At 65.3% G+C, this 26,903-nt stretch carries 27 protein-coding genes; 12 read left to right on the plus strand and 15 right to left on the minus strand.

What is annotated here, in order from left to right:
- The 4 genes from NJG22_RS10025 to NJG22_RS10040 all read left to right on the plus strand — a co-directional run bounded on the left by NJG22_RS10025 (position 1) and on the right by NJG22_RS10040 (position 4,946).
- Entirely contained in the window at positions 1-1,533 is a 1,533-nt protein-coding gene (locus NJG22_RS10025; protein WP_217848493.1) for an inactive transglutaminase family protein, read from the plus strand.
- The gene (locus tag NJG22_RS10030; RefSeq protein ID WP_217848495.1) at positions 1,533-2,513 is read left to right on the plus strand and encodes an alpha-L-glutamate ligase-like protein; all 981 of its coding nucleotides are present in this window, start codon (positions 1,533-1,535) and stop codon (positions 2,511-2,513) included. The genes NJG22_RS10025 and NJG22_RS10030 overlap by 1 nt, the downstream gene beginning before the upstream one ends.
- Before the next feature lie 243 nt (positions 2,514-2,756).
- Entirely contained in the window at positions 2,757-4,100 is a 1,344-nt protein-coding gene (pabB, locus tag NJG22_RS10035; protein ID WP_253094217.1) for an aminodeoxychorismate synthase component I, read from the plus strand.
- Between the two features lie 111 nt (positions 4,101-4,211).
- Positions 4,212-4,946 carry a phosphoadenylyl-sulfate reductase gene (locus tag NJG22_RS10040; protein ID WP_253094218.1) on the plus strand — a complete coding sequence of 245 codons (735 nt, stop codon included), beginning with the start codon at positions 4,212-4,214 and terminating at the stop codon, positions 4,944-4,946.
- 123 nt (positions 4,947-5,069) lie between these two features.
- Here NJG22_RS10040 and cysB read toward each other — a convergent pair whose 3' ends face one another.
- From cysB to NJG22_RS10055, 3 genes are all read right to left on the minus strand, one after another.
- A complete protein-coding gene (gene cysB / locus NJG22_RS10045; protein ID WP_253094219.1) occupies positions 5,070-6,044 on the minus strand; it encodes an HTH-type transcriptional regulator CysB in 975 nt (324 codons plus the stop codon).
- A gap of 127 nt (positions 6,045-6,171) precedes the next feature.
- The gene (locus NJG22_RS10050) at positions 6,172-6,669 is read right to left on the minus strand and encodes a universal stress protein (protein WP_217848498.1); all 498 of its coding nucleotides are present in this window, start codon (positions 6,667-6,669) and stop codon (positions 6,172-6,174) included.
- A gap of 104 nt (positions 6,670-6,773) precedes the next feature.
- Positions 6,774-7,721: a putative 2-dehydropantoate 2-reductase gene (locus NJG22_RS10055; RefSeq protein WP_253094220.1), complete on the minus strand. Its 948-nt coding sequence runs from the start codon at positions 7,719-7,721 to the stop codon at positions 6,774-6,776.
- A gap of 222 nt (positions 7,722-7,943) precedes the next feature.
- On the opposite strand from NJG22_RS10055, the gene NJG22_RS10060 reads away from it, so the two are divergent.
- A complete protein-coding gene (locus tag NJG22_RS10060) occupies positions 7,944-9,020 on the plus strand; it encodes a 3-deoxy-7-phosphoheptulonate synthase (RefSeq protein WP_011533136.1) in 1,077 nt (358 codons plus the stop codon).
- A 57-nt stretch (positions 9,021-9,077) separates the two neighbouring features.
- Here NJG22_RS10060 and NJG22_RS10065 read toward each other — a convergent pair whose 3' ends face one another.
- Positions 9,078-9,359, minus strand: coding sequence for a GNAT family N-acetyltransferase (locus NJG22_RS10065; protein WP_217848501.1), 282 nt, complete (start codon positions 9,357-9,359; stop codon positions 9,078-9,080).
- Between the two features lie 496 nt (positions 9,360-9,855).
- Here NJG22_RS10065 and oprI point away from each other — a divergent pair, with 496 nt between their 5' ends.
- The gene (gene oprI / locus NJG22_RS10070; RefSeq protein WP_003259780.1) at positions 9,856-10,107 is read left to right on the plus strand and encodes an outer membrane lipoprotei OprI; all 252 of its coding nucleotides are present in this window, start codon (positions 9,856-9,858) and stop codon (positions 10,105-10,107) included.
- Positions 10,108-10,234: 127 nt separating this feature from the next.
- Here oprI and NJG22_RS10075 read toward each other — a convergent pair whose 3' ends face one another.
- From NJG22_RS10075 to NJG22_RS10085, 3 genes are all read right to left on the minus strand, one after another.
- The gene (locus tag NJG22_RS10075) at positions 10,235-11,209 is read right to left on the minus strand and encodes a L,D-transpeptidase family protein (protein ID WP_253094221.1); all 975 of its coding nucleotides are present in this window, start codon (positions 11,207-11,209) and stop codon (positions 10,235-10,237) included.
- A gap of 106 nt (positions 11,210-11,315) precedes the next feature.
- Positions 11,316-11,597, minus strand: a complete 282-nt coding sequence (locus tag NJG22_RS10080) for a hypothetical protein (RefSeq protein ID WP_217848504.1) — start codon at positions 11,595-11,597, stop codon at positions 11,316-11,318.
- 58 nt (positions 11,598-11,655) lie between these two features.
- The gene (locus tag NJG22_RS10085) at positions 11,656-12,261 is read right to left on the minus strand and encodes an arylesterase (RefSeq protein ID WP_253094222.1); all 606 of its coding nucleotides are present in this window, start codon (positions 12,259-12,261) and stop codon (positions 11,656-11,658) included.
- A gap of 10 nt (positions 12,262-12,271) precedes the next feature.
- Between NJG22_RS10085 and NJG22_RS10090 the strand changes: the two genes are divergently transcribed.
- Together NJG22_RS10090 and NJG22_RS10095 are read left to right on the plus strand one after the other, a co-directional pair.
- Positions 12,272-12,955, plus strand: coding sequence for an ABC transporter ATP-binding protein (locus NJG22_RS10090; RefSeq protein ID WP_134690178.1), 684 nt, complete (start codon positions 12,272-12,274; stop codon positions 12,953-12,955).
- A complete protein-coding gene (locus tag NJG22_RS10095; protein WP_253094223.1) occupies positions 12,955-15,462 on the plus strand; it encodes an FtsX-like permease family protein in 2,508 nt (835 codons plus the stop codon). Before NJG22_RS10090 ends, NJG22_RS10095 begins: the two co-directional genes overlap by 1 nt.
- Positions 15,463-15,532: 70 nt before the next feature.
- Here the strand turns inward: NJG22_RS10095 and greB are convergent, their stop codons facing one another.
- The 4 genes from greB to NJG22_RS10115 all read right to left on the minus strand — a co-directional run bounded on the left by greB (position 15,533) and on the right by NJG22_RS10115 (position 18,573).
- The gene (gene greB / locus NJG22_RS10100) at positions 15,533-16,006 is read right to left on the minus strand and encodes a transcription elongation factor GreB (RefSeq protein ID WP_253094224.1); all 474 of its coding nucleotides are present in this window, start codon (positions 16,004-16,006) and stop codon (positions 15,533-15,535) included.
- A gap of 85 nt (positions 16,007-16,091) precedes the next feature.
- A complete protein-coding gene (locus NJG22_RS10105) occupies positions 16,092-16,400 on the minus strand; it encodes a hypothetical protein (RefSeq protein ID WP_217848509.1) in 309 nt (102 codons plus the stop codon).
- Positions 16,401-16,614: 214 nt separating this feature from the next.
- Positions 16,615-17,052, minus strand: coding sequence for a DoxX family protein (locus NJG22_RS10110; protein ID WP_217854025.1), 438 nt, complete (start codon positions 17,050-17,052; stop codon positions 16,615-16,617).
- Positions 17,053-17,166: 114 nt separating this feature from the next.
- Positions 17,167-18,573: a transglycosylase SLT domain-containing protein gene (locus NJG22_RS10115; protein WP_253094225.1), complete on the minus strand. Its 1,407-nt coding sequence runs from the start codon at positions 18,571-18,573 to the stop codon at positions 17,167-17,169.
- Between the two features lie 158 nt (positions 18,574-18,731).
- On the opposite strand from NJG22_RS10115, the gene NJG22_RS10120 reads away from it, so the two are divergent.
- The 3 genes from NJG22_RS10120 to NJG22_RS10130 all read left to right on the plus strand — a co-directional run bounded on the left by NJG22_RS10120 (position 18,732) and on the right by NJG22_RS10130 (position 21,563).
- Positions 18,732-19,538: a TatD family hydrolase gene (locus NJG22_RS10120; protein WP_253094227.1), complete on the plus strand. Its 807-nt coding sequence runs from the start codon at positions 18,732-18,734 to the stop codon at positions 19,536-19,538.
- A gap of 86 nt (positions 19,539-19,624) precedes the next feature.
- Positions 19,625-21,103, plus strand: a complete 1,479-nt coding sequence (locus tag NJG22_RS10125; protein ID WP_253094229.1) for a methyl-accepting chemotaxis protein — start codon at positions 19,625-19,627, stop codon at positions 21,101-21,103.
- A 91-nt stretch (positions 21,104-21,194) separates the two neighbouring features.
- Entirely contained in the window at positions 21,195-21,563 is a 369-nt protein-coding gene (locus NJG22_RS10130) for an Mpo1-like protein (protein ID WP_253094231.1), read from the plus strand.
- An 87-nt stretch (positions 21,564-21,650) separates the two neighbouring features.
- On the opposite strand, the gene NJG22_RS10135 is transcribed toward NJG22_RS10130, so the two are convergent.
- The 3 genes from NJG22_RS10135 to NJG22_RS10145 all read right to left on the minus strand — a co-directional run bounded on the left by NJG22_RS10135 (position 21,651) and on the right by NJG22_RS10145 (position 23,591).
- Positions 21,651-22,448, minus strand: coding sequence for an acyl-CoA thioesterase domain-containing protein (locus tag NJG22_RS10135; RefSeq protein WP_253094233.1), 798 nt, complete (start codon positions 22,446-22,448; stop codon positions 21,651-21,653).
- An 82-nt stretch (positions 22,449-22,530) separates the two neighbouring features.
- Positions 22,531-23,298, minus strand: a complete 768-nt coding sequence (locus NJG22_RS10140) for a CHAD domain-containing protein (protein ID WP_253094241.1) — start codon at positions 23,296-23,298, stop codon at positions 22,531-22,533.
- Positions 23,299-23,312: 14 nt separating this feature from the next.
- Positions 23,313-23,591: a hypothetical protein gene (locus tag NJG22_RS10145; protein ID WP_217848521.1), complete on the minus strand. Its 279-nt coding sequence runs from the start codon at positions 23,589-23,591 to the stop codon at positions 23,313-23,315.
- 157 nt (positions 23,592-23,748) lie between these two features.
- On the opposite strand from NJG22_RS10145, the gene NJG22_RS10150 reads away from it, so the two are divergent.
- Complete coding sequence (locus NJG22_RS10150; RefSeq protein ID WP_253094243.1) at positions 23,749-24,777, plus strand: patatin-like phospholipase family protein; 1,029 nt, start codon at positions 23,749-23,751, stop codon at positions 24,775-24,777.
- Between the two features lie 219 nt (positions 24,778-24,996).
- Here NJG22_RS10150 and NJG22_RS10155 read toward each other — a convergent pair whose 3' ends face one another.
- Positions 24,997-26,856 (minus strand): SurA N-terminal domain-containing protein, encoded by a 1,860-nt coding sequence (locus tag NJG22_RS10155; RefSeq protein ID WP_253094246.1) that lies wholly within the window; start codon positions 26,854-26,856, stop codon positions 24,997-24,999.
- Positions 26,857-26,903 lie beyond the last annotated feature (47 nt).

Here is a 26,903-nt window from a genome sequence, read left to right on the forward strand (position 1 = left end):
ATGCGCTCTCTTACCCTCCACCTGAAAGTCCTGATCACCGTCCTGGTGCTGCTGGGCATCGCGGTCACGGCCTATCAGATCTTCTTCCTCGGCATCCCGGTGACCGAGGACGAAACCGACGACCTGTGGAACATCGACGCCAAGGTCGAATTCGTCGCCAGCGCCAAGGACCCGGTCAAGGTGCAGATGTTCGTGCCGCCGCTGAACCGTGACTACGTCAGCCTCAACGAGAGCTTCATCTCCAACAACTACGGGGTCAGCGTCAACCGCGCCGACGGCAACCGCAAGGTCACCTGGTCGGCCCGCCGCGCCAGCGGCAACCAGACCCTCTACTACCGCCTGGTACTGACCAAGCGCTACAGCAGCGAAAAGGCCAAGATCAAGGGCCCGACCTTCCGCGACAGCCTGGCCGTCGAAGGCCCGGAGAAAATCGCCGCCGAGGCGCTGATGGCGCCGATCCGCCAGCATTCGGCCGACGTCGAGACCTTCGTCAGCGAAACCATCAAGCGGGTCAACAACGCCAACGACGACAACGCCAAGCTGTTGCTGGCCGGCGACAACTCGCCGATGAAGAAAGCCCAGGTCATCGACCTGCTGCTGTCCATCGCCCACGTGCCGATGGAAAAGGTCCACACCATCCGCCTGGTCGCCGACACTCCGCAAAACCCCGAGCTGTGGCTGCGCAGCTTCAACGGCAACGACTGGCTGTACTTCAACCCGGAGACCGGCGAGCAGGGCCTGCCCAGCGACCGCCTGCTGTGGTGGACCGGTGACGACAACCTGATCAGCGTCGATGGCGGCAAGAAGGCCACCGTCACCTTCAGCATGAACAACAGCGAGATGAACGCCATCCGCCTGGCCAAGCTGACCGACGAGAACACCGACGCCGACTTCCTCGAGTACTCGCTGTACGGCCTGCCGCTGCAGACCCAGCAGACCTTCATGATCATGGTGATGATCCCGATCGGCGTGCTGGTGATCCTGGTGCTGCGCAACCTGATCGGCATCCAGACCCTGGGCACCTTCACCCCGGTGCTGATCGCCCTGGCCTTCCGCGAGACGCAACTGGGCTTCGGCATCATCCTGTTCACGGTGATCACCGCGCTGGGCCTGTCGCTGCGCTCGTACCTGGAACACCTCAAGCTGCAGATGCTGCCGCGCCTGTCGGTGGTGCTGACCTTCGTCGTGGTGCTGATCGCCGCCATCAGCCTGTTCAGCCACAAGCTGGGCCTGGAACGCGGCCTGTCGGTGGCGCTGTTCCCGATGGTGATCCTGACCATGACCATCGAACGCCTGTCGATCACCTGGGAAGAGCGTGGCGGCGGCCATGCCATGAAGGTGGCCATCGGTACCCTGTTCGCCGCGTCCATCGCGCACCTGCTGATGACCGTGCCCGAGGCGGTGTATTTCGTCTTCACCTTCCCGGCGGTACTGCTGATCCTGGTGGGCTTCATGCTGGCGATGGGTCGCTACCGCGGCTACCGCCTGACCGAGCTCGTTCGTTTCAAGGCTTTCGTGAAGGCTGACGCCTGATGTTCGGACTGATCAAGACCTGGAAGGCCCTGGAAGCCCGGGGCATCATGGGTATCAACCGGCGCAACGCGGACTACGTCCTGAAGTACAACAAGCGCCATTTGTACCCGATCGTCGACGACAAGATCATCACCAAGGAGCGCGCCCTGGCGGCCGGCATCCATGTGCCGGAGATGTACGGCATCATCGAGACCGAGAAGCAGATCGAGAAGCTCGACCAGATCATCGGCGGGCGCAACGACTTCGTCATCAAGCCGGCCCAGGGCGCCGGCGGCGATGGCATCCTGGTCATCGCCGACCGCTTCGAGGACCGCTACCGCACGGTCTCGGGCAAGATCATCAGCCATGAGGAGATCGAGCACCAGATCTCCAGCATCCTCACCGGCCTGTACTCGCTGGGCGGGCACCGCGACCGCGCGCTGATCGAGTACCGGGTCACCCCGGACCAGATCTTCAAGAGCATCAGCTACGAAGGCGTGCCGGACATCCGCATCATCGTGCTGATGGGCTACCCAGTGATGGCCATGCTGCGCCTGCCAACCCGCCAGTCCGGCGGCAAGGCCAACCTGCACCAGGGCGCCATCGGCGTGGGCGTGGACCTGGCCACCGGCCTGACCCTGCGCGGCACCTGGCTGAACAAGATCATCAGCAAGCACCCGGACACCACCAACGCGGTGGACGGCGTGCAGCTGCCGAACTGGGACGGCTTCATGAAGCTCGCCGCCAGCTGCTACGAGCTGTGCGGCCTGGGCTACATCGGCGTGGACATGGTCCTGGACCAGGACAAGGGGCCGTTGATCCTCGAGCTCAACGCCCGTCCGGGCCTGAACATCCAGATCGCCAACGACTGCGGCCTGACCCAGCGCACCCACGCCATCGAGGCGCACATCGAAGCGCTGGCAAAGGAAGGCCGCAGCGAGGATGCCGAGCAACGGGTGAAGGTCTCGCAAGGCCTGTTCGGGCACGTCAATCCGCTGTAGCCCAGGCCCTGTGCAATCCCTGTAGGAGCGGCCTTGTGTCGCGAAAGGGCCGCAATGCGGCCCCAGGATTTCAGCGTTGATGCAAAGATCGCCGGGGCTGCCTTGCAGCCCTATCGCGACACAAGGCCGCTCCTACAGGGGGATTGCGCAGATCCGGATGGCGAATGTCGTTGCCAGCGCTAGGCGCATTTCCTACACAGGTCTACAATCGCCCTCCTCGCTTGTTCATCGCCGTCCATTCTGATGCCGACCTGTACGCTCCACCCCCTGCCCTACCAGCCCGACCCTGCCATCTATTTCGCACGCATGCGCGCGGCGCCCGGCGCGATCCTGCTCGACAGCGCCCGCCCCCGTGCCGAGCGCGGTCGCTATGACCTGCTCAGCGCCTGGCCATTGCAGCAGTTACAGGCAAAGGCGGCAGAGGATGGTCGAGCCTACCTGCAACGCCTGCGCCAGGCCCTGGCCGAGCTGGGCCAGGCGCAACTGCCGGCAGGCGTGGAACTGCCCTTCGCTGGCGGCTTGATCGGCTACCTGAGCTACGATTTCGGCCGCCGTCTCGAACAACTGCCGACCCTGGCCGTCGATGACCTGGGCCTGCCCGACGCCCACCTCGGCCTGTACGCCTGGGCCCTGGTGTCCGATCACCAGCTGCGCACCAGCCAACTGGTGTTCCACCCACGCCTGGCGCCGACCGAGCGCCAGCGCCTGGTCGAGCTGTTCGAAACCGACAGCGCCACCGAGCCCGGCGATTTCCGGCTGCTGGCAGCGATGGCCGGCGACCTGTCCGCCGCCCAGTACCGCAGCGCGTTCGACCAGGTGCAGCGCTACATCCAGGCCGGTGACTGCTACCAGATCAACCTGACCCAACGCTTGCGCGCTCCCTGCCAGGGTGACCCCTGGCGCGCCTACCAGGCCTTGCGCGCGGCCTGCCCGACACCGTTCTCCGGCTACCAGCAACTGGAGGACGGCAGCGCCATACTGAGTTTTTCCCCGGAACGCTTCATCCGCGTCAGCCAGGGCGAGGTCGAGACCCGCCCGATCAAGGGCACCCGCCCACGAGCCGCCGACCCGGCCGAGGACGCCCGCAACGCCGCCGAGCTGCTGGCAAGCCCCAAGGACCGCGCGGAAAACCTGATGATCGTCGACCTGCTGCGCAACGACATCGGCCGTACCTGCGAGATCGGTTCGGTGAAGGTACCGGAGCTGTTCAGCCTGGAAAGCTACCCCAATGTCCACCACCTGGTCAGCAGCGTCACCGGTCGCCTGGGCGCAGGCCGCGACGCCCTGGAGCTGATTGCCGGCAGCTTCCCCGGCGGTTCGATCACCGGCGCGCCGAAGATCCGCGCCATGGCGATCATCGACGAGCTGGAACCGACGCGCCGGGCGCTGTATTGCGGCTCGCTGCTGTACCTGGACGTGCGCGGCGAAATGGACAGCTCGATCGCCATTCGCAGCCTGCTGGTCAAGGATGGCCAGGTCAGCTGCTGGGGCGGCGGCGCGGTGGTGGCCGATTCGGATTGGCAGGCCGAGTACGAGGAATCGATCGCCAAGGTGCGGGTGCTGATGGAAACACTGCAGGCGCTTTGAGCACGTGGCAGCGGGCTTGCCCGGCGATCGCCAGGCATCTGCCCCGCCATTTTTTGTTACCATCTGAGCACTACGAGCGCTCAGCGCCACTCACCCGATGGAAACCGCCTGATGAGCCAACCCTTCGACGTCGCCGCCCTGGCCGCGACCTATGCCAGCAAGTCCCCGCAGGAGATCCTCAAGCTCGCCTTCGAGCACTTCGGCGACGACCTGTGGATCTCCTTCAGCGGCGCCGAGGACGTGGTGCTGGTGGACATGGCCTGGAAGCTTAACAAGCAGGTCAAGGTGTTCAGCCTCGATACCGGGCGCCTGCACCCTGAAACCTACCGTTTCATCGATCAGGTGCGCGAGCAGTACAACCTGCCGATCGAGATCCTCAGCCCGGATCGCGACAAGCTCGACCCCTTCGTCAAGGAAAAAGGCCTGTTCAGTTTCTACAAGGACGGCCACGGCGAGTGCTGCGGCATCCGCAAGATCGAGCCGCTGCGGCGCAAGCTGGCCACCGTCAGTGCCTGGGCCACCGGCCAGCGCCGCGACCAGAGCCCCGGCACCCGCAGCCAGGTGGCGGCGCTGGAAGTTGACAGTGCCTTCTCCACTGCGCAGCGCACCCTGTACAAGTTCAACCCGCTGGCGCAGATGACCAGCGAGGAAGTCTGGGGTTATATCCGCATGCTCGAGCTGCCCTACAACAGCCTGCATGAGCGCGGCTTCATCAGCATTGGCTGCGAGCCGTGCACCCGCCCGGTGCTGCCGAACCAGCACGAGCGCGAAGGGCGTTGGTGGTGGGAAGAGTCGACCCAGAAGGAATGCGGGCTGCACGCCGGCAACCTGATCAGCAAGGCTTGAAATAGCTGGGGCCGCTGCGCGCCCCATCGCCACAACAAGGCCGCCCCTACAGGGGATCACGTTTCCCCGTAGGAGCGGCCTTGTGTCGCGAAAGGGCCGCAAAGCGGCCCCAGCCATTTCAGATCAATGCACCGGCAGCTCGACCCCCTCGAACAACTCTTCGAGTTCCTGCTTGTTATGACACTGGATGGCCTTGGCCATCACCTCGCGGGTCAGGTGCGGGGCGAACTTCTCGATGAAGTCGCACATGAAGCCACGCAGGAAGGTGCCGCGACGGAAGCCGATCTTGGTGATGCTGGCTTCGAACAGCTCACTGGCATCCAGGCACACCAGGTCGCTGTCGAGTTTCGGATCGACCGCCATCTTGGCCACGATACCCACGCCCAGGCCCAGGCGCACATAAGTCTTGATCACGTCCGCGTCGGCGGCAGTGAACACCACCTTCGGCGTCAGGCCGCGGTGATTGAAGGCTTCGTCGAGCTTGGAACGCCCCGTGAAGCCGAACACGTAGGTCACGATCGGGTAGTCGGCCACAGCCTCGAGGGTCAGCTTCGGCAGCTTGGTCAGCGGATGGCCCTGGGGCACCACCACGCAGCGATTCCACTTGTAGCACGGCATCATGATCAGGTCGCCGAACAGCTCCAGCGCTTCGGTGGCGATGGCGAAATCGACCGTGCCATCGGCGGCCATCTCGGCGATCTGCATCGGCGAGCCCTGGTGCATGTGCAGGGCGACTTCCGGGTATTGCTTGATGAAGCCGCTGATCACCGGCGGCAACGCGTAGCGCGCCTGGGTGTGGGTGGTGGCGATCGACAGGGTGCCTTTCTTCTCGTTGGAGAATTCCTGGGCGATCTGCTTGATGCTTTCGACCTTGCGCAGGATTTCGCCAGCAGTGTTGATGATACGCTCGCCGGCCGGGGTGACGCGGGTCAGGTGCTTGCCGCTGCGCGCGAAGACTTCGACACCCAGCTCGTCCTCGAGCAGGCGAATCTGCTTGCTGATCCCCGGCTGGGAGGTGTACAGGCTCTGCGCCGTCGCGGAAACGTTGAGGTCATGGTGCGCCACTTCCCAGATGTAGCGCAGTTGCTGAAGCTTCATAGAAATCCCTCAAAGACGGTAGGTCACCGGCGCGCCGGCAGCGACGAGTTATAACTATATTAGTGGCTCAGGCAATAAATCTAGAACTATTTTGTTACGATCGCCGTAAAAAGACCTACCGCCAAATTCACGTTTTCCTACGCCCAAGGTGCTGCGCCAGCGGCACCATATACACCGGCACCGTCGACAGTTGCAGCAGCCGCACGGCGGTTCGGCCAATCGGCACATCCACCCCGGCACCTGCGCTGTGGCTGCCGAAGATGAGCAAATCGACTGCCAGGCGCTGGGCCTGTTCGAGTATCACCTGGGCCGGATCGCCCTGGCGCACACGCACCGCGCGGATCAACGCCAAGTCGGCGGCTTCGCCCAGTTCGTCGCGAAAACTCTCCAGCACCCGCTGCTCGATATTGGCCATCACCGTGTTGACGCCTTCGCCATGGAGGGTGTCCAGGGTCTGCTCGTCGAGGTAGCTCTGCAGCAGGGATTCGGCGAACTGGCCCATGGGCTCGACGGCATGGATCACATACAGCTCTGCATTGAAGCTGCGCGCCAGGGCCAAGGCATGTTGCAGCACGAAAGGCGCGTATACGCCGAGGTCAGTGGCGTAGAGCATGGAACGGATCATTCGACCTCCTCGACTGCCGCAGCGGCAGAGCAAGCTTGAGCTTAGCAGTGCCAGGGGCAGCCGTTTTGCCGTCCGGCGCACTGGCGCCGCGGGCTGCGCCGGGGTCAGCGCGGGCGGTTGTGCCGGTCGATGAAGGCCAGTGCCTGGTGCAACGCCTCCATGCGCGGCAAGCTGCAACCGGCCGCCCGCGCCCGGGCCAGCGGCTCGGCATAAATGGCCTGCAGCTCCAACGGACGCTGCTGCACATGGTCGTGGTGCATGCTCGGCCAGTAGTCCGGCATCTGCTCGGTGACCCGGAACAGGTGCTCGGCATACCCCGCCGGCAACAGCTGGCCACAGGCACGGGCGGCCTCCACCACTTCAGCCATCAGCGCCTGGATCAGCACACGGCTGTCAGGGTCCGCCATCAACGCCGTGGTGCTGGCCTGCAGCAGCACCGACAGGCCGTTGTAAGGCACGTTCCACACCAGTTTTTGCCAACGCGCCTGGTCGAGGTTGGCCATCGCCTGGGAGTCGATGCCGGCGGCGCGGAACAACCCGGCCCCCTCCTCGACCAGCGCAGCGCCGCCGTCTGCGGCCGGGCCGCTGTGATAACCGAGGTTGACTGCGCCCAAGGCCTGGTGGCGGATCATCCCAGGGCCTTCGCGGTTGACACAGATGAAGCACAGACCGCCCAGCAGGTGCAGGTCTGCGGGCAGCGCCGGGCGCAACTGCTCCTCGACCCCCAGGCCGTTCTGCAACAGCACCACCCGCGCTTGCGGGGCGGCCGCCTGCTCGATCAGCGGCGCCAGCTCGGCATTGCTGGTGGTTTTGGCTCCGACCAGCAACCAGTCGCAGGGCGGCATGTCGGCGGCATTGGCATAGGCTTGCACCCGCTGATGCACAAGACCATGCAGCGCACTGTCGAGGCTCAGGCCCTGCTCACGGACCACACCGTATTCGCTGCGCAACAGGAAATGCACGTCGAAGCCGGCCCGGGCCAGCATCAACCCATAAAAGCCGCCAATGGCGCCGCTGCCGATAATGCCGATGCGAATGTTGCCTGGGTGCATTGCCGTGCTCCTGCCCTGAGTTGTTGTTATCTGGCGATTTTTAGCACGCCCACCGGCGATCCTGCGACCCTGGCAGGCAAAAACCCCGTGTCGACGGGCCCCAGCCCATTGTCGCGCCCCCGCTAACGCGCTAAGGTTCGGCCCTCCCCGCTGCGAACATTCTGCTGCTGGGCCGCACGGGGATTGCTGGCGGCCGGCACCCGTGACCTGACGAGTAACACGATGGCTGATTTACCGATCGATGACCTTAACGTTGCCTCCAACGAGACTTTGATCACCCCTGATCAGCTCAAGAAGGAAATCCCTCTCAGCGCCAAGGCCCTGCAGACCGTGACTGCCGGCCGCGAAGTGGTGCGCAACATTCTCGACGGCAAGGATCACCGCCTGTTCGTGGTGGTCGGCCCCTGCTCGATCCACGACATCAAGGCTGCCCACGAGTATGCCGAGCGCCTGAAGGTGTTGGCCGAGGAAGTTTCCGATACCCTGTACCTGGTCATGCGCGTGTATTTCGAGAAGCCGCGTACCACTGTCGGCTGGAAAGGCCTGATCAACGACCCGTACCTGGATGACTCGTTCAAGATCCAGGATGGCCTGCACATTGGCCGCCAGTTGCTGCTGGACCTGGCCGAAAAGGGCCTGCCCACCGCCACCGAGGCCCTCGACCCGATCTCCCCGCAGTACCTGCAGGATTTGATCAGCTGGTCGGCCATCGGCGCGCGCACCACCGAATCGCAGACCCACCGCGAGATGGCCTCGGGCCTGTCCTCGGCGGTCGGGTTCAAGAACGGCACCGACGGCGGCCTGACCGTGGCGATCAACGCCCTGCAGTCGGTGTCCAAGCCGCACCGTTTCCTGGGCATCAACCAGGAAGGCGGCGTGTCCATCGTCACCACCAAGGGCAACGCCTATGGCCACGTGGTGCTGCGCGGCGGCAACGGCAAGCCCAACTATGACTCGGTCAGTGTCGCCCTGTGCGAACAGGACCTGGCCAAGGCCAAGATCAAGCCCAACATCATGGTCGACTGCAGCCACGCCAACTCCAACAAGGACCCGGCCCTGCAACCGCTGGTGATGGAGAACGTGGCCAACCAGATCCTCGAAGGCAACCAGTCGATCATCGGCCTGATGGTCGAAAGCCACCTGAACTGGGGCTGCCAGGCCATTCCGAAGAACCTCGACGAACTGCAATACGGGGTCTCGGTGACCGACGCCTGTATCGACTGGGCGGCAACCGAAAAAACCCTGCGCAGCATGCACGCCAAACTCAAGGACGTGCTGCCCAAGCGCCAGCGTGGCTGACACTTGCGCAAACGAAAACGCCGGGCACTGCCCGGCGTTTTCACGTGTGCGTCCCGTTCAGGCCTTGCTTGAATGGCGCTGCTGGCGCTCCATGTAGCGTTCTACATAGGAACACGACGGAATTACCGTGTAGCCCATCTGCTCAGCGTATTCCAGGGCCTTCTCGGTCAGTGCGGCGGCGATCCCGCGGCCACGCAGGGCGTTGGGCACGAAGGTGCGGTAGATGTCCAGCGTCTGCTTGCCCAGGTCCATGTACGTCAGGTAAGCCCGGTGACCGTCCACGGTGGTCTCGAACTGATGACCGGCCTGGTCATGGTGGATGGTCAGCGTGTCGCTCATCACTACTCCTCGCAGGTCTGCTCTACAGACCTTTACCCTTGTGGTTATTCGGCGCAGCAATCCCTACACCACCCTAGCCCGTTGGACAGCAGCCCGACCTCGATCGTTCTGCCGCCCTGTGGCACCTCCAAATAGTAGGCGTCACCGGCGTGATTGCTCAAGCAACCTGGGTAAAAAAGCCGCAACGGGGTTTACCGACCCCGGCTTGGCCTTGCAAGAGCCGCTGAATGTTCTTTGGTCTAAGACGCTGAGCGACCTATAAAGTCACCCTTAGTTCAACAAAAAAGTTCCCGTACTACAGAAGCTTGCGCGCCCTGCCAGGTTTTTTCACACTTTCTTTACAAACCCCGTCGCCGTCACCGTCTTGCAGCATTTTTTTTGCAGTTCTTGCGTTCAGTCAGTTTACTTACTACAAGTAATGGGTACTATGTACGCCGGCCAGTTTCTCTTTTCCGAGAGATGGCTCTTTAATTGAAAGTCCTTGAAGGGGAACACGATGAACAACGTTCTGAAATTCTCTGCTCTGGCTCTGGCCGCAGTTCTGGCTACCGGTTGCAGCAGCGTATCCAAAGAAACCGAAGCTCGCCTGACTGCTACCGAAGACGCAGCAGCTCGCGCCCAGGCCCGTGCAGACGAAGCCTACCGCAAAGCTGACGACGCTCTGGCAGCTGCTCAGAAGGCTCAGCAGACCGCTGACGAAGCCAACGAGCGCGCTCTGCGTATGCTGGACAAAGCCAGCCGCAAGTAATAATCCTCACGGATTGTTATGGAGCCGACCCACTTGTGGGTCGGCTTTTTTATTGCCCGCGCACAGGCCGACCGGCACAAACGAAAAGGCCCGCACTGCGGCGGGCCTTGGGCAAGTAGCGAATCGCTTACTGCAGTTCGGGCGGAATGCTCGACACCATCGGCGCACTGCCCCCCGCCACCGGCACGGCGATTTCCACCGGCATGCCATCTTCGGCGGCAACTACATCGCGGACCATGTCCCAGTTCATGCGCAAGTTGTTGGCCAGGTCTTCACGCTTGAGCAAGGCATTGATTACCGCGGTGTGCTTGTCGACCACCGACGGGTTGCCATGGTCGTCCAGCGGCGTGTGTGCCTCGAGGTATACCTTGCCGCCACTGATGCCGAACTTGTAGGGCTCGTTGATGATGCGCACCGGGGTACCGACCGGCACCATCTTCGACAGTTCCAGCACGTTGTTGTTGAGCATGCGGAAGCAACCATGGCTGGTGCGCATGCCGATGCCGAACTTCTTGTTGGAGCCGTGGATCAGGTAGCCCGGCACGCCCAGGGTGAACTTGAACGGCCCCAGCGGGTTGTCCGGACCCGCCGGCACCACGCTCGGCAGGATGTCGCCGTCGGCGGCGTGCTCGGCGCGGATCGAGGCCGGCGGGGTCCAGGTCGGGTTCGGCGTCTTGGCGGTGATCTTGGTGTTGGCGATCGGCGAGCCCCAGCCTTCACGGCCAATCCCCAGTGGGAAGGTGTACACCACGCCCTGGCCTTTCGGGTAGTAGTACAGGCGGTACTCGGCCAGGTTGATGACCACGCCGTCGCGCGGACCTGGCGGCAGGATGTAGCGGGTCGGCAGGATGACCTCGGTGCCGGCGCCCGGCAACCAGGGATCGACCCCCGGGTTGGCGGCGATCATCTCGAGGTAGCCGAGGTCGTTGGCGGTACCGATGTCGGCGAAGGTGTCTTCGTACTTGGCCTTGATCACCTGAACCTGGCCGACCACGTCCTCACCGGGAGGCGGCAACGGCAGTTCCAGCGCAACAGCGGGGCCGGCGGCCAACAGGGCGGCCAGCGAGAGGCTACGGGTGACGGCAGGAAAGCGCGGCAACATCCGGTAAATCCTTCGAAAGGTCAGTCAAGGGAATCGATTGTACACCCGCGCCGATACAAGCGGGAGGCATCGGCCGGCGGCAAGGGTTTCAGATGATGAAAGGCACTCAGAGTTCCGGCCACACCGGGCGCATGCCACGACGCTGGGCATCGAGGATCGCCCGGCACAGCGGGCACAGGCGCTCGTCGCGGTAGATCGCCCGCTCCACCCCAGACCAGCGCGGCTGCGCCGGCAGCAGGCCGCCGCACAGGGTACGATCGACAGGCACGCCCAGTTCGAGCTGGCGGGCGGCAAGATGGATTCGGACTTCCTGGCAGGCAAACAGGTCGAGCTGCTCATCGGGCTCGATCAGTTGGTAGGCAAACAAGGACCAGGCGGGGCGGGGCATCGGGGGCACTCGAAACGGGGGGCGCAACATTAGCCGAAAGCGGCCCCCGATAAAAGCGTCACAGCAAGGGTTTTATCGCCGGCCAGGCATTTTCCAGCAGCCGCTGCTGGGCGCCTGCCGCCGGGTGGATGCCATCGGCTTGCATCAACGCCGGCACGCCACCTACGCCTTCGAGGAAGAACGGCACCAGGGGCACCTGCTTGTCGACCGCCAACTGCTCATAGACCCGGGCGAATGCCGTGGTGTAGCGCACGCCGTAATTCGGTGGCAGACGCATGCCCAGCAGCAGCACCTTGGCCCCAGCCTGGCGGGACTGGTCGATCATCGCGGCAAGATTCTGTTGCAATTGTTGTGGCGGCTGCCCACGCAGGCCATCGTTGCCGCCAAGCTCCAGCACCACCAGGTCCGGTTTGTGCGCCGCAAGCAGCGCCGGCAGCCGCGCCTGGCCGCCTGCGCTGGTGTCGCCGCTGATCGAGGCATTGACCACCTGGTCGTCGAAACCCTCCTTCTTCAACTGCTGTTGCAGCAGGCTGACCCAGCCCTGGCGGGTATCCAGGCCAAAACCGGCGCTGATACTATCGCCGACGACCAGCAATGTTCCCGCCGCCGCGCCCTGGGCCAGGCAACACAGGGCCAGACCGGCACTCAACCACCACATTCGCATCGGATTCTCCATGGGCCCCAGCATTCTCGTTGCGCAGAACCTTAGCAAAGTGGTCCCCAGCGCGGAAGGCGACCTGACCATCCTCCACGCCCTGTCGCTCGACCTGGCCCAAGGCGACAGCCTGGCCATCGTCGGCGCCTCCGGCTCCGGCAAGTCGACCCTGCTCGGCCTGCTCGCCGGCCTCGACCGCCCCAGCGCCGGCCAGGTGCTGCTGGCCGGCCATGACCTTGGCCCGCTGGATGAAGACCAACGCGCGCGGGTGCGCGCCGAGCATGTCGGTTTCGTGTTCCAGTCGTTCCAGCTGCTCGACAGCCTCAACGCCCTGGAGAACGTCATGCTGCCGCTGGAGCTGGACGGCCGCCGCGATGCCCGCGAGCACGCCCGCGACCTGCTCGAGCGCGTCGGCCTGGGCAAGCGCCTGAGCCATACGCCACGCCAGCTTTCCGGCGGCGAGCAGCAACGGGTGGCGATTGCCCGGGCGTTCGCCGCGCAACCGGCGGTGCTGTTCGCCGACGAGCCCACCGGCAACCTCGACAGCCACACCGGCGAGCGCATCAGCGACCTCTTGTTCGAACTCAACCAGGAGCGCGGCACCACCCTGGTGCTGGTAACCCACGACGAACGCCTGGCCAAGCGCTGCCGGCGCCAGATCCGCTTGGATGCCGGCCGCCTGGTGGCGCCCCTGGAGCCCTGATGACCCGCCTGTCCTTCTGGCGCCTGTGCGCCCTGTCGCTGCGCCAGTTGCTGCGCGACGCCCGTGCCAGCGAGGTGCGGGTGCTGTTCTTCGCCTTGCTGGTGGCGGTGGCGGCCAGCACCGCCATTGGCTACTTCGGCGCCCGCCTCAATGGCGCCATGCAGTTGCGCGCCAGCGAGTTCCTCGGCGCCGACCTGGTACTGCAAGGCAGTGCCCCGGCCAGCGAGCAGCAGGTCGCCAGCGGCACGGCCCTGGGCCTGGGGCACGCGCGAGTGGTCGAGTTCACCAGCGTGGTCGGCGGCGACAACGGTATCCAACTGTCGAGCATCAAGGCCGCCGACCCGGCCTACCCACTGCGCGGTCAACTGCGCAGTGCGCCAGCGCCTTATGGCGAGGAGCGCCCCGGCGGCGGCCCGGCCCCTGGCGAGGCCTGGGTCGAGCCCCGCCTGCTGGCAGCGCTGGGCCTGGCCATCGGCGACAGCATCGAGGTCGGGATGAAAACCCTGCGCATGAGCCGGGTGCTCACCTACGAACCCGACCGTGCCGGCAACTTCTACAGCCTGACGCCCCGGGTGCTGATGAATATCAGCGACCTGCAGGCCACGGGTGTCGTCCAGCCCGGCAGCCGGGTCAGCTACCGCGACTTGTGGCGCGGCAATATGGACGCCTTGGCCCAGTACCGACAAAGCACCGAACAAACCCTGGCCGCCAACCAGCGCCTGCTCGATACCCGTGACGGCAACCGCCAGATCGGCGGCGCCCTGGGCAAGGCCGAGCGCTACCTGAACCTGGCCAGCCTGGTGGCCGTGCTGCTGGCGGGGGTCGCCGTGGCCCTGTCGGCCAGCCGCTATGCCGCTCGCCGCCTGGATGCCAGCGCGTTGCTGCGCTGCCTGGGGTTGTCGCGCCACCAGGCCCTGGGCCTGTACAGCCTGCAACTGGCCGCGCTGGGCCTGGTGGCAGCCCTGGCGGGCGCCCTGCTCGGCTGGCTGGCGCAGCTGGGGCTGTTCCACCTGCTCGCCGGCCTGCTCCCCAGCCAGGTGCCAGCGGGCGGCTTGGTCCCGGCGTTGGCCGGCATCGGCACCGGCTTGGTGGCGCTGGTCGGCTTCGCCCTGCCGCCACTGGCCGCCCTGGGGCGGGTGCCGCCGCTGCGGGTGCTGCGCCGCGACCTGCTGCCGTTGCCGCCAAGCAGCTGGCTGGTATACGGCGCTGCCCTGCTCGCCCTGGGCCTGATCATGTGGCGGCTGAGCCTCGACCTGCTGCTGACCTTCGCCCTGCTCGGTGGCGGCCTGCTCGCCGCGCTGCTGCTTGGCGGCCTGTTGCTGCTCGGCTTGCGCAGCCTGCGCCGCCTGCTCGCCGGCGCGCCCCTGGCCTGGCGCCTGGGCCTTGGGCAGTTGCTGCGCCACCCCCTGGCCGCCGCGGGCCAGGCCCTGGCCTTCGGCCTGATTCTGCTGGCCATGGGCCTGGTCGCCCTGCTGCGCGCCGAGTTGCTCGACACCTGGCAGGCGCAGCTACCCAAGGACGCGCCGAACCACTTCGCCCTGAACATCCTGGCCGACGACCGCCAGCCGTTCGCCGAGCGCCTGGCGCAGATCAACGCGAGCTCGGCACCGCTGTACCCGGTGATCCCCGGCCGCCTGACCCATATCAACGAGCAACCGGTGCGCCAACGGGTCAGCAAGGAGTCGACCGGCGAGCGCGCCGTGCAGCGCGACCTCAGCCTGACCTGGGCTGCCGAGCTGCCCCAGGGCAATGCCTTGAGCGCGGGCGACTGGTGGCAACAGGCACCCGACGCCGAGCGCATGCCCGGCGTATCGGTGGAGGCCGAGCTGGCCCAGAGCCTGAACCTGCAGCTGGGTGACCTGCTGACCTTCGACATCGGCGGCCAGCAGCGCCAAGCGCGGGTCAGCAGCCTGCGCACGGTGCACTGGGACAGCTTCCAGCCGAACTTCTACATGATCTTCCAACCCGGCACCCTGCAGGGGTTGCCGACCACCTACCTGACCAGCTTCTACCTGGCGCCGGGCCACGACCAGCAGGTGGTCGCGCTGTCGCGGGCCTTCCCGGCGGTGACCATCCTGCAGGTAGATGCCTTGCTCGGGCAGTTGCGCAGCATCCTCGCCCAGGTGACGCTGGCGGTGGAGTACGTGCTGTTGTTCGTGCTGGCGGCCGGAATGGCGGTGCTGTTCGCCGGCCTGCAGGCGACACTCGACGAACGCATTCGCCAAGGCGCCCTGCTGCGTGCGCTGGGGGCGGCGCGGCCGCTGCTGGCCAAGGCGCGGCGCATCGAGTTCGGCCTGCTGGGCGCGCTGAGCGGGGTGCTGGCGGCGCTGGGCTGCGAGCTGATCACCTGGGCGCTGTACCGCTATGCGTTCGACCTGCACTGGGCGCCGCATCCATGGTTGCTGATGCTGCCAGTGGCCGGCGCGATGCTGGTCGGCGGGGCTGGGGTGGTGGGGACGCGGCGGGCCCTGAATGCCAGCCCGCTGGCGGTGTTGCGTGAGGGTTGAAAATGAAACTTTACGCAGTGATCGGGGCTAACGCCTTCTCCTGTAGGAGCGGCCTCGAGTTCTGCGCCAGCTAGAGGTTGTAGCGGATGCTGTTCACATACCAGGTCGCCTCACCCGTGGGGGTGTGCACCACCACCTCGTCGCCCTCCCCCTTCTTGAGCAGCGCCCGGGCCATGGGCGAGTCGATGGAGATATAGTCGTTGCGCCCATGAATCTCGTCGTAGCCGACGATGCGAAACGTCAGCTGCTCGCCGTCGTCGTTTTCGATCTCCACCCAGGCGCCGAAGAACACCTTGCCTTCCTGCTGCGGTGAATACTCGACCACCTTGACGTCTTCCAGGCGCTTGCGCAGGTAGCGCACGCGACGATCGATCTCGCGCAGCAGCTTCTTGTTGTACTGGTAGTCGGCGTTCTCGCTGCGGTCCCCCAGCGAGGCCGCCCAGGCGACTTTCTGGGTGATCTCCGGGCGATAGACCCGCCACAGATGGTCTAGCTCCTGCTTCAGGGCCTGATGACCTGCCGTGGTGATGATATTGGTGCTCAACGCCTGTCTCCTCAGTGCCTCGATGGGCGCCGAGCGCCCTGCGAATGACCGAGCTTAACGAAAAACGATCTGCGGCGACACGGCCTCAACGACGGGTGATCAGGCCCTGACGGGCGATACGGGTCAACTGGCCGATGACTTCGGCGGCATCCTCGGCCTCGGGGGCCTGGATCACCGCGAGGTCGAAACGATCGTTGGCGTACTGGCCGAGCCGTTCGCAATCATCGGCGAACTGGATAAGAAAGGCACAGGCCTGGCCCTTGCGTCGGGAGAAACCATCGAGGTTGCGCAAAAGCGTGGGTTGATGCTGGCCGCCGAGCAGGATGCGCGGGGTTCGGGAAGCCTGGTTCTTGGCCAGGGGGGTCAAGCAGACACTGGTACGTGGGCAACTCATGGAGTCTCTCTCCGCCTCGCTGATCCCGCTGGGCAGCGGTGGGAGGCGTCACCGAACCAGCGCTTTAGCGGTATTTCGGAGAGCGCCGCGAGAGGGGCTTCTCCTGCGCCCCGCAAGTAGCTGTTTAAATCGGCGCAGTCGGTATGCTAGAGCAGATTAGCCGCAAGCTGCAAGCCCCAAGCTCAAAGCCAGTGGCTTGCGCCGTGCAGCCCTATCAGCGGGCAATCAAGCGGTCGAGAGAGAAACGACCGGCACCTTCGATCAGCACCGCGACACTACCGGCCAGCAGCGCCAGGGCGAACTCATAGCCATTGTTGGACATGAACAGCCCATTATTGATGTGCACCGAGAAGATCGCCACCACCAGGGTCACCGCCAGCGCCAGCGCCGCCGGGCGGGCCAAGAGGCCGATCACCAGGGCCAGGCCGCCGAAGAACTCGGCGCTGCCGGACAGCAAGGCCATCAGGTAGCCCGGCGCCAGGCCGATGCTTTCCATCCACTGGCCGGTGCCTTCCAGGCCATAGCCCCCGAACAGGCCGAACAGTTTCTGCGCGCCGTGGGCCATGAAGATGACGCCGACCAGGATGCGTACGACGCTCAGGCCATAACCGGCGCGGGTGGCGAACAGGGCTTTGAGGGAGTGGTTCATGATCTTTTGCTTCCTTGGGTATGAGCAGGTGTGGGTTGGATGAGCGCCATCTTAATCAATTAAACGAATAAGAAAATCGCAATTATCGTGTTAAACCAATCGATAAATTAGATTTAACTAGCGCTTGGCCACTCGCTCCAGGGAAGCCCGCTCGCGGTTGAACGCGAGGTAGTACTTGTTGACGCTATTGACGAAGTTCACCGGCCCCATGCCCACCTGCTCCATGGCGACGCGCTCGGTCTGGAAGAACCACTGGTTGCCGTTGAGCCCGCGGCGACGGGCCTCGGCCCGCATGGCCTGGACCCGCTCGGGGCCGAGGTTGTAGGCCGCCAGGATGAACGCCATGCGTTCGCGCTCGTTGAGCTGCGCGCTGGCGAAGAACTTGCGGCGCAGCATCGCCAGGTAGCGGGCACTGGCCTGGACGTTGCCATCGACCGTGGCGGTATTGCTCACCCCGACCCGCTGCGCCGCCGACGGGGTGATCTGCATCAGGCCATGGGCGCCGCCGGTGCCGCGCGCCTTGGGGTCGAGGGTGGATTCCTTGAACGCCAGCGCCGCCAGGTTCAACCAGTCGAACTGCTGGTCGCCGCCGTGCTTTTGCAGCACCGGACGCAGTGCTTCGAGGCGCTGGCGGTCCTTGCGCGCCAACGGGTTGTGCACCCGGTACTGGCGCCGGTAGATGCGTTCGAAGGCGGCATCCTGGTTGTCCGGCGCCCGGTAACCGGCGAGAAAGCGATCCACCGCGGCCTGAAACATCGGCGCGTCCTGGCGCACGTACCAGCGCATGGCATCGGGCCGGGCCAGTTGCAGCTTGCTGTCCACCCGCAGCTTCGGCATCACCCGCGCCCAGCGCTGGGCGATCGGCCGCTCGACCACGGTCAACGGATAAATACCGGCCTGGACCATCTCCAGCACATCCTCCACCGCCAGCGTCGGGTCGACCCACTCGACCTTGATCGGCGGGCGCTTGCGCAGCGCCAATTGCTGGTTGATCACCTGGATCGCCGGCCCGGCGGCGCTGGCGCTGGTCAGGGCGATGGTGCGCCCGGACAGTTGCTCGACCCGGCTATAGCTGCGCCCGCCCTTGCGCCCGACCAGTTGCAACGGCACCCGGTCGACCACCGGCGCGCTGGCGTCGACGCCGCGCACCAGGCTTGGGTCGAGCAGTTCGCCGGGCGCGGCCAGGTCGCCCTCGCCGCGCTGCAGCGCCCCCAGCAACTGCTCCTTGGCTCGCGGGATGATCTTCAGGGCGATTTCCTGGCCATCGGCAACCCGTGCGTTGAGGTAATGCTCGAGGGCGCGCAGGCGGTAGTATTCGACCCCCACTGGCTCGCCCTTGACCTCGCCGGAGCTGTTACGGCTCTGGTTGACCAACACCCGCAATACCTTGCTGCTGCGGATCTGCGCCAGGTCACGGGCCTTGCCGGCCGGTACATGCTGCGGCGGCCCGGCCTGGCCGGCAGCCACCGGCACGGCCAGCGCCAGGCCGGACAACATCAGGACGGTCAGCAGGGTTCGCAGCATCGAGGAAGGCGTCCGAGGGCGGTTGGCAGGCACCATGCGCAGTGATCGATCCGTGATAAATGACCGCAAAAGACCACGGCAAACGGTTGAAGTTCTTGGGTTTTTCGCGAAATCCCGGTTTTTGCTATGCTGGCCGCCCCGCGGCACGAGGTAGCACCATGCAACTGATCGATATCGGCGTCAACCTGACCAACAGCAGTTTCCACGACCAGCAGGCGGCCGTCGTCGAGCGCGCCGTGCAGGCCGGCGTGGCCCAGATGGTCCTTACCGGCACCAGCCTTGAGGTCAGCGCCCAAGCCCTGGCGCTGTGCCAACGCCTGGACGAACCTGGCCAGCGCCTGTTCAGCACCGCCGGTGTCCACCCCCATGACGCCAGCCACTGGAACGCCAGCAGCGAGCGCCAGTTGCGCGAGCTGCTGGCCCAGCCGCGGGTCAAGGCCGTAGGCGAATGCGGGTTGGACTTCAACCGCGACTTCTCGCCCCGCCCCGAGCAGGAAAAAGCCCTGGAGGCGCAACTGGCGTTGGCCGCCGAACTGGGCCTGCCGGTGTTTCTCCATGAACGCGAGGCCAGCGAGCGCCTGCTGGCGATCCTCAAGGCCTACCGCGACCACCTGCCTGGCGCCGTGGTGCATTGCTTCACTGGCGAGCGCCAGGCGCTGTTCGCCTACCTCGACCTGGACCTGCACATCGGCATCACCGGCTGGATCTGCGACGAGCGCCGCGGCACCCACCTGCACCCACTGGTCGGCAACATCGCCGAAGGCCGCCTGATGCTCGAAAGCGACGCCCCCTACCTGCTGCCGCGCAGCCTGCGCCCCAAGCCCAAAAATGGCCGCAACGAACCGGCCTACCTCCCGCAGGTGCTGCGCGAGGTGGCCCTGCACCGTGGCGAGGACCCTGCGCACACCGCCGCCCACACCAGCGCCTGTGCCCGGGCGTTCTTCGGCCTGCCTGAGGTTTCTTGACACATATCAACGCCCCCTCTGGCCCTGGCAGGCACAATGATGGCACCTTGCCAATAATGTTTCCGCCAATTCAGAGAAGACCTACCATGGGTGCCTGGCTTAGCAATATTTCCCTGAAGTACAAGTTCTGGGCCGTCAATGCGGTGGCCTTCGTCACCACCTTGATGCTGGTGCTCTATGCCGTGTACCTGGAACAACAGGCCCGCGCCACCGGCGCCCAGGCGCAAGCCCAGGCCCAGGCCGAGCTGCTCGCCGCCTGGCCTGCCGGGCAGGCCCTGCCGACCCAGGCCAACCTGATCAGCTGGCGCAACGGCCAGACTCCGCAATTTGCCGGCGAACCCCTCGAAGCCCTGCGCGACGGCCAAGGCTGGGTCGAGCTGCCTGGCGCCTGGATACTGGGCGACAACCCGCTGCGCGGTGCTCAGGTGTTCCGCCAGGGCGACACGCACCTGGCGGTGGTGGCCCAGTCGCCAAGCCTGCGCCAGGTGTATTTCGACCGTTTCAGCAATTATGCGGTGTGCGTGCTGATCCTCATGCTGGCCATGCTCGGTGCCTCGCAACTGCTGATCCGCTTCCTGCTCAGCCAGCTCAACACCCTGAAGGACGTGATGCTGCACGTGGAGAAAACCGGCGACCTGTCGGCCCGCGTGCCGCTGGCCTGTGGCGACGAAGTCGGGCAGATGGCCGGCGCCTTCAACGCCATGCAGACCACCTACCACCGCGTGGTCAGCACCGTGGCCCGCACCGCCGGCCAGCTCGACTCCGGTGCCGCGCGCCTGGCCGGCAGCATGGATGAGGTGCGTCACGGCATGATCGGCCAGCAGAGCGAGACCGACCAGGCCGCCACCGCCATCAACGAAATGACCGCCACCGTGCACCATATCGCCCAGCATGCCGGTGCCACCCGAGACCTGTCACAAACCGCCGATACCCTCGCCGGCAGCGGCCAGGCCGTGGTCAGCCGGGTACAGGACTCGATCGCCGGGCTGTCCAGCGGCGTGCAGCAGACCGCCGAGATGATTCGCCAACTGGCCGATGACAGCCAGAAGATCAACGGCGTGGTCGGGGTGATCCACAGCATTGCCGAACAGACCAACCTGCTGGCCCTCAACGCTGCCATCGAGGCCGCCCGCGCCGGTGACCTGGGCCGCGGCTTCGCCGTGGTCGCCGACGAAGTGCGCAACCTGGCCAAGCGCGTGCAGACCTCCACCGACGAGATCACCACCATGGTCGCCGACCTGCAGGCCGGCACCCGCGACGCGGTGGACTTCATGCAGGAAAGCTCGTACAAGGCCGACGATTGCGTCAAGCAGGCGCGCGAGGCTCACGAAGCCCTGGCCGAGATCACCAGCGCCGTGGCGCAGATGCGCGAAAGCAATACCCAGATCGCCGTCGCCGCCGAGCAGCAGAGCCAGGTGGCCGAAGAGATGAACCGCGCCGTGGTGAGCATCCGTGACGTCACCGAGCAAACCGTGCAACAGACCGTCGGCTCGGCCACCACCAGCAACGAGCTGGCGACCCTGGCCGGCGAGCTGAACAAGGCCATCGGCCAACTCAAACTCTGAGCCCGCGCGGCTATGGCGACCATAGCCAGCCTCGATTGGCCCCCTTCCGGGGGCCGCACTAAGCTTTGGACATGTCTGTGAGGAACTGTCCATGAGCAAACGACTGCCCAACCTGCCCGCCTGGCAATGGCGCGGCTACCACCACAACCACCGCCACCCCACCAACCTGGTGCTGCACCTGATCGCCGTGCCGCTGTTCATCCTGGGCGCGCTGCTGGTGCTGTCGGGGGTGTTCGGCCTGGACCTGTCGCAGATCGCCGTCGGCATCATCGCCTTGCTCGCGGGCTTGGGCCTGCAGCGCCAGGGGCACCGCCTGGAAGCCGAGCAACCGGAGCCCTTCGCCAACCGCAAGGATGCCGTGCAGCGCCTGCTCACCGAGCAGTTCATCACCTTCCCGCGCTTCGTGCTGAGCGGCGCCTGGTGGCGGGCCTGGCGCGAACGCCACAAGCACCGGCATTGATTGAAAGCATCGCGGGGCAAGCCCGCGCCCACGCCAGTGGCGCCTGTGGGAGCGGGCTTGCCTGGCGATCAGTTCGCCGCAGATACCTCAGGCGAACACCGTCACCGTCTGCCGGCTCAATGCTAGCAACTGCCCTTGCGCCGTCCACAACGCCGCGGCCGCATGCCCATAACCCTCCCGCGCATGCTCGGTCTCGACGACGTAACGGCACCAATCGAGCGTCGACAACTGCGCCACCGGCTGCACGAACTCGATGGTCCAGGTCAGCGTGCTGCCGGCGGCCGGCTGCTTGAGGAACGGCATCAGACTTGGCGGCCAGGCATCGACCAGCGCCAGCAGGTGCGCGACTTCCACCGGCCCCTCGGGCACATCGCGCAGGCGCACCCAGCCACCCATGTGGCGAGCGTCGTTGCCACTGAACGGCAAGCCGCCCACCGCCCAGCGCAATGCCACATGGCGCATGAACTCCGGCGTCACACCCTTGATGTAGGGCAGTTCGGGCGCGGCCTGCTCAAGCGGCTTGAGCGCCATCGCTGGCTGCGCCTCGACCGTCACCGCCGACGGTCGCCCCGCGCCAAAGCTGCCCTGCACCAGGGTCACCACCTGGCCATCCTGCACCGCGCGTCCCAGCAAGGTGCTGACCGCCTTGCCCGCGCGCAGCACTTCCACCTCCAGGCTGATCGGCACATCCGGCGCCGCCGGGCCGACGAAGGTGATGGCCAGGGAACGTACCGGCCGGTCATCCGCCAGCTTCTGGCGCATCGCCTCATGCACCAGCGCCGCCATCAGGCCGCCGAACACCGCGCGCCCCTGGGCCCACGTAGCCGGCACGCTGAGCGCTTCGGGATGCTCGCGTGCCGCCGCCAACAATTCGGTAAAGTTCATGTGCCTGGGCTCCTGCGGGAAAAGCCCGATCTTAACCAGCGAATACGCCAGCGGCAGCCCGCATTTCGGTCATTTACCGGAACTAACGGCGTGCCACCGCCTTGCGCAAGGCCTCGAGGGTGACGTCGGCCTTGCCTTGGGCAGCATGCAGCTCATGCTCCCAGGCCACCTTGCAGCCGGCCAGGTCACCGTGCTCGCGTACCTGCAGCAACCATTGCACGCGGTCATGCCAATCACCCAGATCGCCCTGGGCCTTTTTCAGCAAGCGCTGAAGCTTGCGCCTCGCATGGTCGAGTTGCGGGTAGGCTTCGTCGCCGTAGCGCACCCGCTTGATCAGCAGGCGCAGGCGATGGCGGTCGTGCGCCGGGTCGTCGAGGGCCTTGCCCAGTTTGCGCCACTGCTTTTCCAGGCGCTGGTCGATACGCTTGGCCAGGCGCCGCGCCAGGCCCTCACGACCGGCGGCACGCAGGAACAACGGGAAGGCATCGAGAATCGCCAGCACCCGGGCCAGCTGGGGGCTGGCCGCGACATCGGCAAAGGTCTGCGCCCTGCCCGCCTGGCGGCGCTCGCCGGCCTGCACATGGCCGCGCCCGATCAGTTGCGCCGCCAGTACCTCGCGGTCGCGCAACGGCGTGGTCAGGGTGCCCAGTGCCTGCGCCGCGCCCTCCAGTTGTTCGACACCCGGCAGGCCGCGCAACGGCCGCAGCAAGCTACGCAGCCGCCGCAGCGTGGTACGCAGCGCGTGCAGCGCCTCGCTGTCGGTATCGGCGCCAAGGCGCTCGCGGCAAGCCAGCAAGCCCACCTGCAGGGCGAGCACCTGGGCCACCACGTGATCGAGCATTGCGGACATGAAGCACTCCCTGGTCAACGGCCTGCACGGGACTCACGAATGTAGAAACGCGCCTTCTCGGCCTTGTGGGTACACCCTTCGAAGCCTTCGAACTGCTGCTGGGTCTTGGCCCCGGTCAACAGCGACAGCGCCTTGGAATAACTCACGGTGCCGGCAAAGCCTTCGGCCTTGGCCAGGTCCAGTTCCTTCCAGGCGGCATCGAGCTGGGTCGCGCAGCTGTCGCGGTAGGCCGTCTTGCCTGCGCAACCGGCCAAGGCCAGCACCAGCAGTGGAAGGGTGATCCAGACTTTCATCGGTAATACCTCGAGGGAGAGAACTAAGGTCGCCGTTCGACGGCAAAGCAAACGAAAAGTGCCCTGCTTAGCGTAGTCCAGCGCGGACTACATTGAAGCACAGGCATCAACAGGTGCATTGTTGGACCATGGTTGCACTGGCAAGGGGGGATGACTCATGGGCAAACGCGTGGCATTGGTACTGGGTTCCGGCGGGGCCCGGGGGTATGCGCACATTGGCGTGATCGAGGAGATCGAACGGCGCGGCTACGACATCGCCTGTATCGCCGGCTGCTCCATGGGCGCGGTGATCGGCGGCATCTACGCCGCCGGCAAGCTCGACGAATACCGTAGCTGGATCGAGAGCCTGGACTACCTCGACGTGCTGCGCCTGGTGGATGTCAGCTTCCGCCTAGGCGCTATCCGCGGCGACAAGGTATTCGGGCAGATCCGCAAGATCGTCGGCGAGATCAACATAGAGCAACTGCGCATCCCCTATACGGCGGTCGCCGCCGACCTCACCAACCAGCAGGAAATCTGGTTCCAGGAAGGCTGCCTGCACCAGGCGATGCGCGCCTCTGCGGCGATCCCCAGCCTGTTCACCCCGGTGGTGCAAGGCAACCGCATGCTGGTCGACGGCGGCATCCTCAACCCATTGCCGATCGTGCCTGTGGTGTCGAGCCACTGCGACCTGATCATCGCGGTCAACCTCAATGCCACCAACCAGAAGCAGTACCAGTTGCCGGTGATCGAGCGCCCGGCGGCGTTCAAGATGCGTTTCGATGCGCTGATCAGTTCGCTGGGCTCGCGCCTGCCGTTTCGGCGCAAGCCGGCCGAACAGTTGATGCGTCTTGAGCAGGAGATCGTCGCCCCAGCCAACCCCTGGCTGGGTGAGGACGCCGACCCGGAAGGCCAGCAACCGGCAGCGGCGCCGCAGAGCGAAGGCGCGCCCAAGTCGGCCACCGGTTCGTTCATTGTCGACAACGTCGGCCCGGCGTCGTTGCTCGACCTGATCAACCAGAGCTTCGAAGTGATGCAGACGTCGCTGGCGCAGTACAAGATCGCCGGGTATCCACCGGACGTGTTGATCAACGTGCCCAAGCGGGTGTGCCGGTTTTTCGAGTTCTACAAGGCGCCGGAGCTGATTGCCCTGGGCCGGGAGATTGCGCGCGATACACTGGACAATCATGAGGGGGTTCGGCGGTAGGCCGCGGCTATGCGCGATCCCTGTAGGAGCGGCCTTGTGTCGCGAAAGGGGCGCGTAGCGCCCCCGGCGATTGCTGCGTTAACACTGAAACCCTGGGGCCGCTTCGCGCCCCTCTCGCGACACAAGGCCGCTCCTACAGGGGAGGGTTAAGCGCTAGGTCTTGAACATCAGAAACGAAACAGGCCGCATAAGCGGCCTGTTTCGTCATCGCGACAACACTCAGTAGCGAGTGATGTCGGCGCTGCCTTCCAGTTGCTTGCGGTAAGCCGCGAAGTCCTGGGAACCAGCACGCGAAGCGAGGTAACGGCGGATCTGCGCCTTTTCCTCGTCGGTGGCCGCGGCGCCTTCGTTGACACCCTTGAGCTGCAGGACCACCAGGCTGCCATCACCCAGGACCGCGCTGCCATAAACCGGCTTGTCCTTGGACTCAGGCTTGCCCAGGCGGAACACGGCTTGCAGTTCGACCGGGTCGATGCCGTCCTGACCGCGGGTCGCCGCTTCCTGAACCTTCCAGTTCTGGCTGGCGGCCTTGACCGAGCCATCGCGCAGGCCGGCGATCAGCGTGTCGGCCTTGGCCTTGAGCTCGGCGGTCGCCTTTTCCTTGGCCAGGTGCGCGCTGATGTTCTTGGCCACGGCTTCCAGCGGCAGCTGCTCGGGCTTGCGGTGCTCCTTGACGCGCAGGACCACCACCGTCTCCGGATCCAGCTCGATACCGTTGCTGTTGGCGCCCTCTTCCAGCACTTCCTCGCTGAACGCGGCCTGGATCACCGCGCGGTTGGCGGTGATGCCTTCGCCACCTTCACGGCCGAAGGCTGCGGAGGTCTGTACCTTCAAGTTAAGGTCCTGGGCCGGCTGGGCCAGGTCGGACGCTTCGAAGGCGGCGTCCTCGAGCTGCTTGGTGGCCTCGACGAAGCGCTGCTCCACTTGCTGGGTCTTCAGCTCATGGGTCAGCTTGTCCTTGAGGCTGGCGAAGCTCGGTACGTCCGGTGCCTCGACGCCCAGCAGCTTGATCAGGTGATAGCCGTACTCGGTACGCACCGGCGCGGACACCTGGTCCTTGTTCAGCTTGTACAGCGCCTCCTCGAAGGCCGGGTCGTACACGCCAGGGCCGGCGAAGCCAAGGTCACCACCGGTGCTGGCCGAACCTGGGTCCTGGGAGAACTCCTTGGCCAGCTTGGCGAAGTCTTCGCCCTTGGCCAGGCGCTGCTGGACCTCCTCGATGCGGGCCTTGGCCTGGGCATCGGTGGCCTTGTCGTTGACTTCGATCAGGATGTGCGCGGCATGGCGCTGCTCGCCGAGGTTGGCGATTTCCTTCTCGTACAGGGCCTTGAGCTCGTCCTCGTTGACCTTGACCTGGTCGAAGAAGGCCGACTTCTTCAGCTCGATGTAGTCGATGACCACCTGGTCGGGGGTCATGAATTCCTTGGCGTGCTGGTCGTAGTGGGCCTTGACCTCGTCATCGCTCACCTTGACCGCGGCCGCATCGGCCTTGAAGGTCAGCGAGGCGAAGTCACGGGTCTGCTTCTCCAGGCGGGCGAATGCCTCGACCTGCTTGTCGGTGACGAAGCTGCTGCCGGCAAGGCCGGTGCGCAGCTGGCCGATGAGCATTTCCTGGGCGAGCATCTCGCGGAACTGCATGCGGCCGTAACCCATCTGGCGGATAACGGCGTCGAAGCGCTCGGCGCTGAACTTGCCATCGACCTGGAATTCAGGCGTCTGCAGGATCAGCTGATCCAGCGCGGCCTCGGAGAAAGCGAACTTGGCGTCTTCGGCACCCTGCAACAGCAGCTTGCGATCGATCAGCCCTTTGAGCGCCGCTTCGCGCAGCATCTTGTCGTCCAGCAGCGCGGGGTCGAAATCCTTGCCCAGCTGTTGCATCAGCTGGCGGCGCTGCATGTCCACGGCTTGGCTCAGCTCGTTCTGGCTGATGGTCTGGCCGTTCACCTTGGCGGCGTCCTGGCTATGGCTGGCGGCCTGGAAAATGGCCTCGAAGCCGGTCAACGCCATCAGTACGACGATGAGGCCGATGATGGTCTTGGCAATCCAACCTTGTGAATTGTCCCTGATATTCTGCAGCATGCGTCCCCCAGAAACGGTTGTACCACTGCGTCGACAACCGCGGAGCG

Origin of the sequence: Pseudomonas sp. VA159-2 (genome assembly GCF_024126635.1) — a bacterium.
GTDB classification, from domain to species: Bacteria; Pseudomonadota; Gammaproteobacteria; order Pseudomonadales; family Pseudomonadaceae; genus Aquipseudomonas; species Aquipseudomonas muyukensis.

Excerpts from the sequence above, each read along its gene's own strand:
- NJG22_RS10060 (WP_011533136.1), top strand. The coding sequence starts at position 7,944 with ATGGCTGATTTACCGATCGATGACCTTAACGTTGCCTCCAACGAGACT.
- NJG22_RS10030 (WP_217848495.1), top strand. The coding sequence starts at position 1,533 with ATGTTCGGACTGATCAAGACCTGGAAGGCCCTGGAAGCCCGGGGCATC.
- NJG22_RS10095 (WP_253094223.1), top strand. The coding sequence starts at position 12,955 with ATGACCCGCCTGTCCTTCTGGCGCCTGTGCGCCCTGTCGCTGCGCCAG.
- NJG22_RS10150 (WP_253094243.1), top strand. The coding sequence starts at position 23,749 with ATGGGCAAACGCGTGGCATTGGTACTGGGTTCCGGCGGGGCCCGGGGG.
- cysB (WP_253094219.1), bottom strand. The coding sequence starts at position 6,044 with ATGAAGCTTCAGCAACTGCGCTACATCTGGGAAGTGGCGCACCATGAC.
- pabB (WP_253094217.1), top strand. The coding sequence starts at position 2,757 with ATGCCGACCTGTACGCTCCACCCCCTGCCCTACCAGCCCGACCCTGCC.
- NJG22_RS10085 (WP_253094222.1), bottom strand. The coding sequence starts at position 12,261 with ATGCGAATGTGGTGGTTGAGTGCCGGTCTGGCCCTGTGTTGCCTGGCC.
- NJG22_RS10130 (WP_253094231.1), top strand. The coding sequence starts at position 21,195 with ATGAGCAAACGACTGCCCAACCTGCCCGCCTGGCAATGGCGCGGCTAC.
- NJG22_RS10135 (WP_253094233.1), bottom strand. The coding sequence starts at position 22,448 with ATGAACTTTACCGAATTGTTGGCGGCGGCACGCGAGCATCCCGAAGCG.
- NJG22_RS10025 (WP_217848493.1), top strand. The coding sequence starts at position 1 with ATGCGCTCTCTTACCCTCCACCTGAAAGTCCTGATCACCGTCCTGGTG.
- NJG22_RS10145 (WP_217848521.1), bottom strand. The coding sequence starts at position 23,591 with ATGAAAGTCTGGATCACCCTTCCACTGCTGGTGCTGGCCTTGGCCGGT.
- NJG22_RS10090 (WP_134690178.1), top strand. The coding sequence starts at position 12,272 with ATGGGCCCCAGCATTCTCGTTGCGCAGAACCTTAGCAAAGTGGTCCCC.
- NJG22_RS10155 (WP_253094246.1), bottom strand. The coding sequence starts at position 26,856 with ATGCTGCAGAATATCAGGGACAATTCACAAGGTTGGATTGCCAAGACC.
- NJG22_RS10105 (WP_217848509.1), bottom strand. The coding sequence starts at position 16,400 with ATGAGTTGCCCACGTACCAGTGTCTGCTTGACCCCCCTGGCCAAGAAC.
- NJG22_RS10080 (WP_217848504.1), bottom strand. The coding sequence starts at position 11,597 with ATGCCCCGCCCCGCCTGGTCCTTGTTTGCCTACCAACTGATCGAGCCC.
- NJG22_RS10040 (WP_253094218.1), top strand. The coding sequence starts at position 4,212 with ATGAGCCAACCCTTCGACGTCGCCGCCCTGGCCGCGACCTATGCCAGC.
- NJG22_RS10075 (WP_253094221.1), bottom strand. The coding sequence starts at position 11,209 with ATGTTGCCGCGCTTTCCTGCCGTCACCCGTAGCCTCTCGCTGGCCGCC.
- NJG22_RS10140 (WP_253094241.1), bottom strand. The coding sequence starts at position 23,298 with ATGTCCGCAATGCTCGATCACGTGGTGGCCCAGGTGCTCGCCCTGCAG.
- NJG22_RS10050 (WP_217848498.1), bottom strand. The coding sequence starts at position 6,669 with ATGATCCGTTCCATGCTCTACGCCACTGACCTCGGCGTATACGCGCCT.
- NJG22_RS10125 (WP_253094229.1), top strand. The coding sequence starts at position 19,625 with ATGGGTGCCTGGCTTAGCAATATTTCCCTGAAGTACAAGTTCTGGGCC.
- NJG22_RS10055 (WP_253094220.1), bottom strand. The coding sequence starts at position 7,721 with ATGCACCCAGGCAACATTCGCATCGGCATTATCGGCAGCGGCGCCATT.
- oprI (WP_003259780.1), top strand. The coding sequence starts at position 9,856 with ATGAACAACGTTCTGAAATTCTCTGCTCTGGCTCTGGCCGCAGTTCTG.
- NJG22_RS10115 (WP_253094225.1), bottom strand. The coding sequence starts at position 18,573 with ATGCTGCGAACCCTGCTGACCGTCCTGATGTTGTCCGGCCTGGCGCTG.
- NJG22_RS10065 (WP_217848501.1), bottom strand. The coding sequence starts at position 9,359 with ATGAGCGACACGCTGACCATCCACCATGACCAGGCCGGTCATCAGTTC.
- NJG22_RS10120 (WP_253094227.1), top strand. The coding sequence starts at position 18,732 with ATGCAACTGATCGATATCGGCGTCAACCTGACCAACAGCAGTTTCCAC.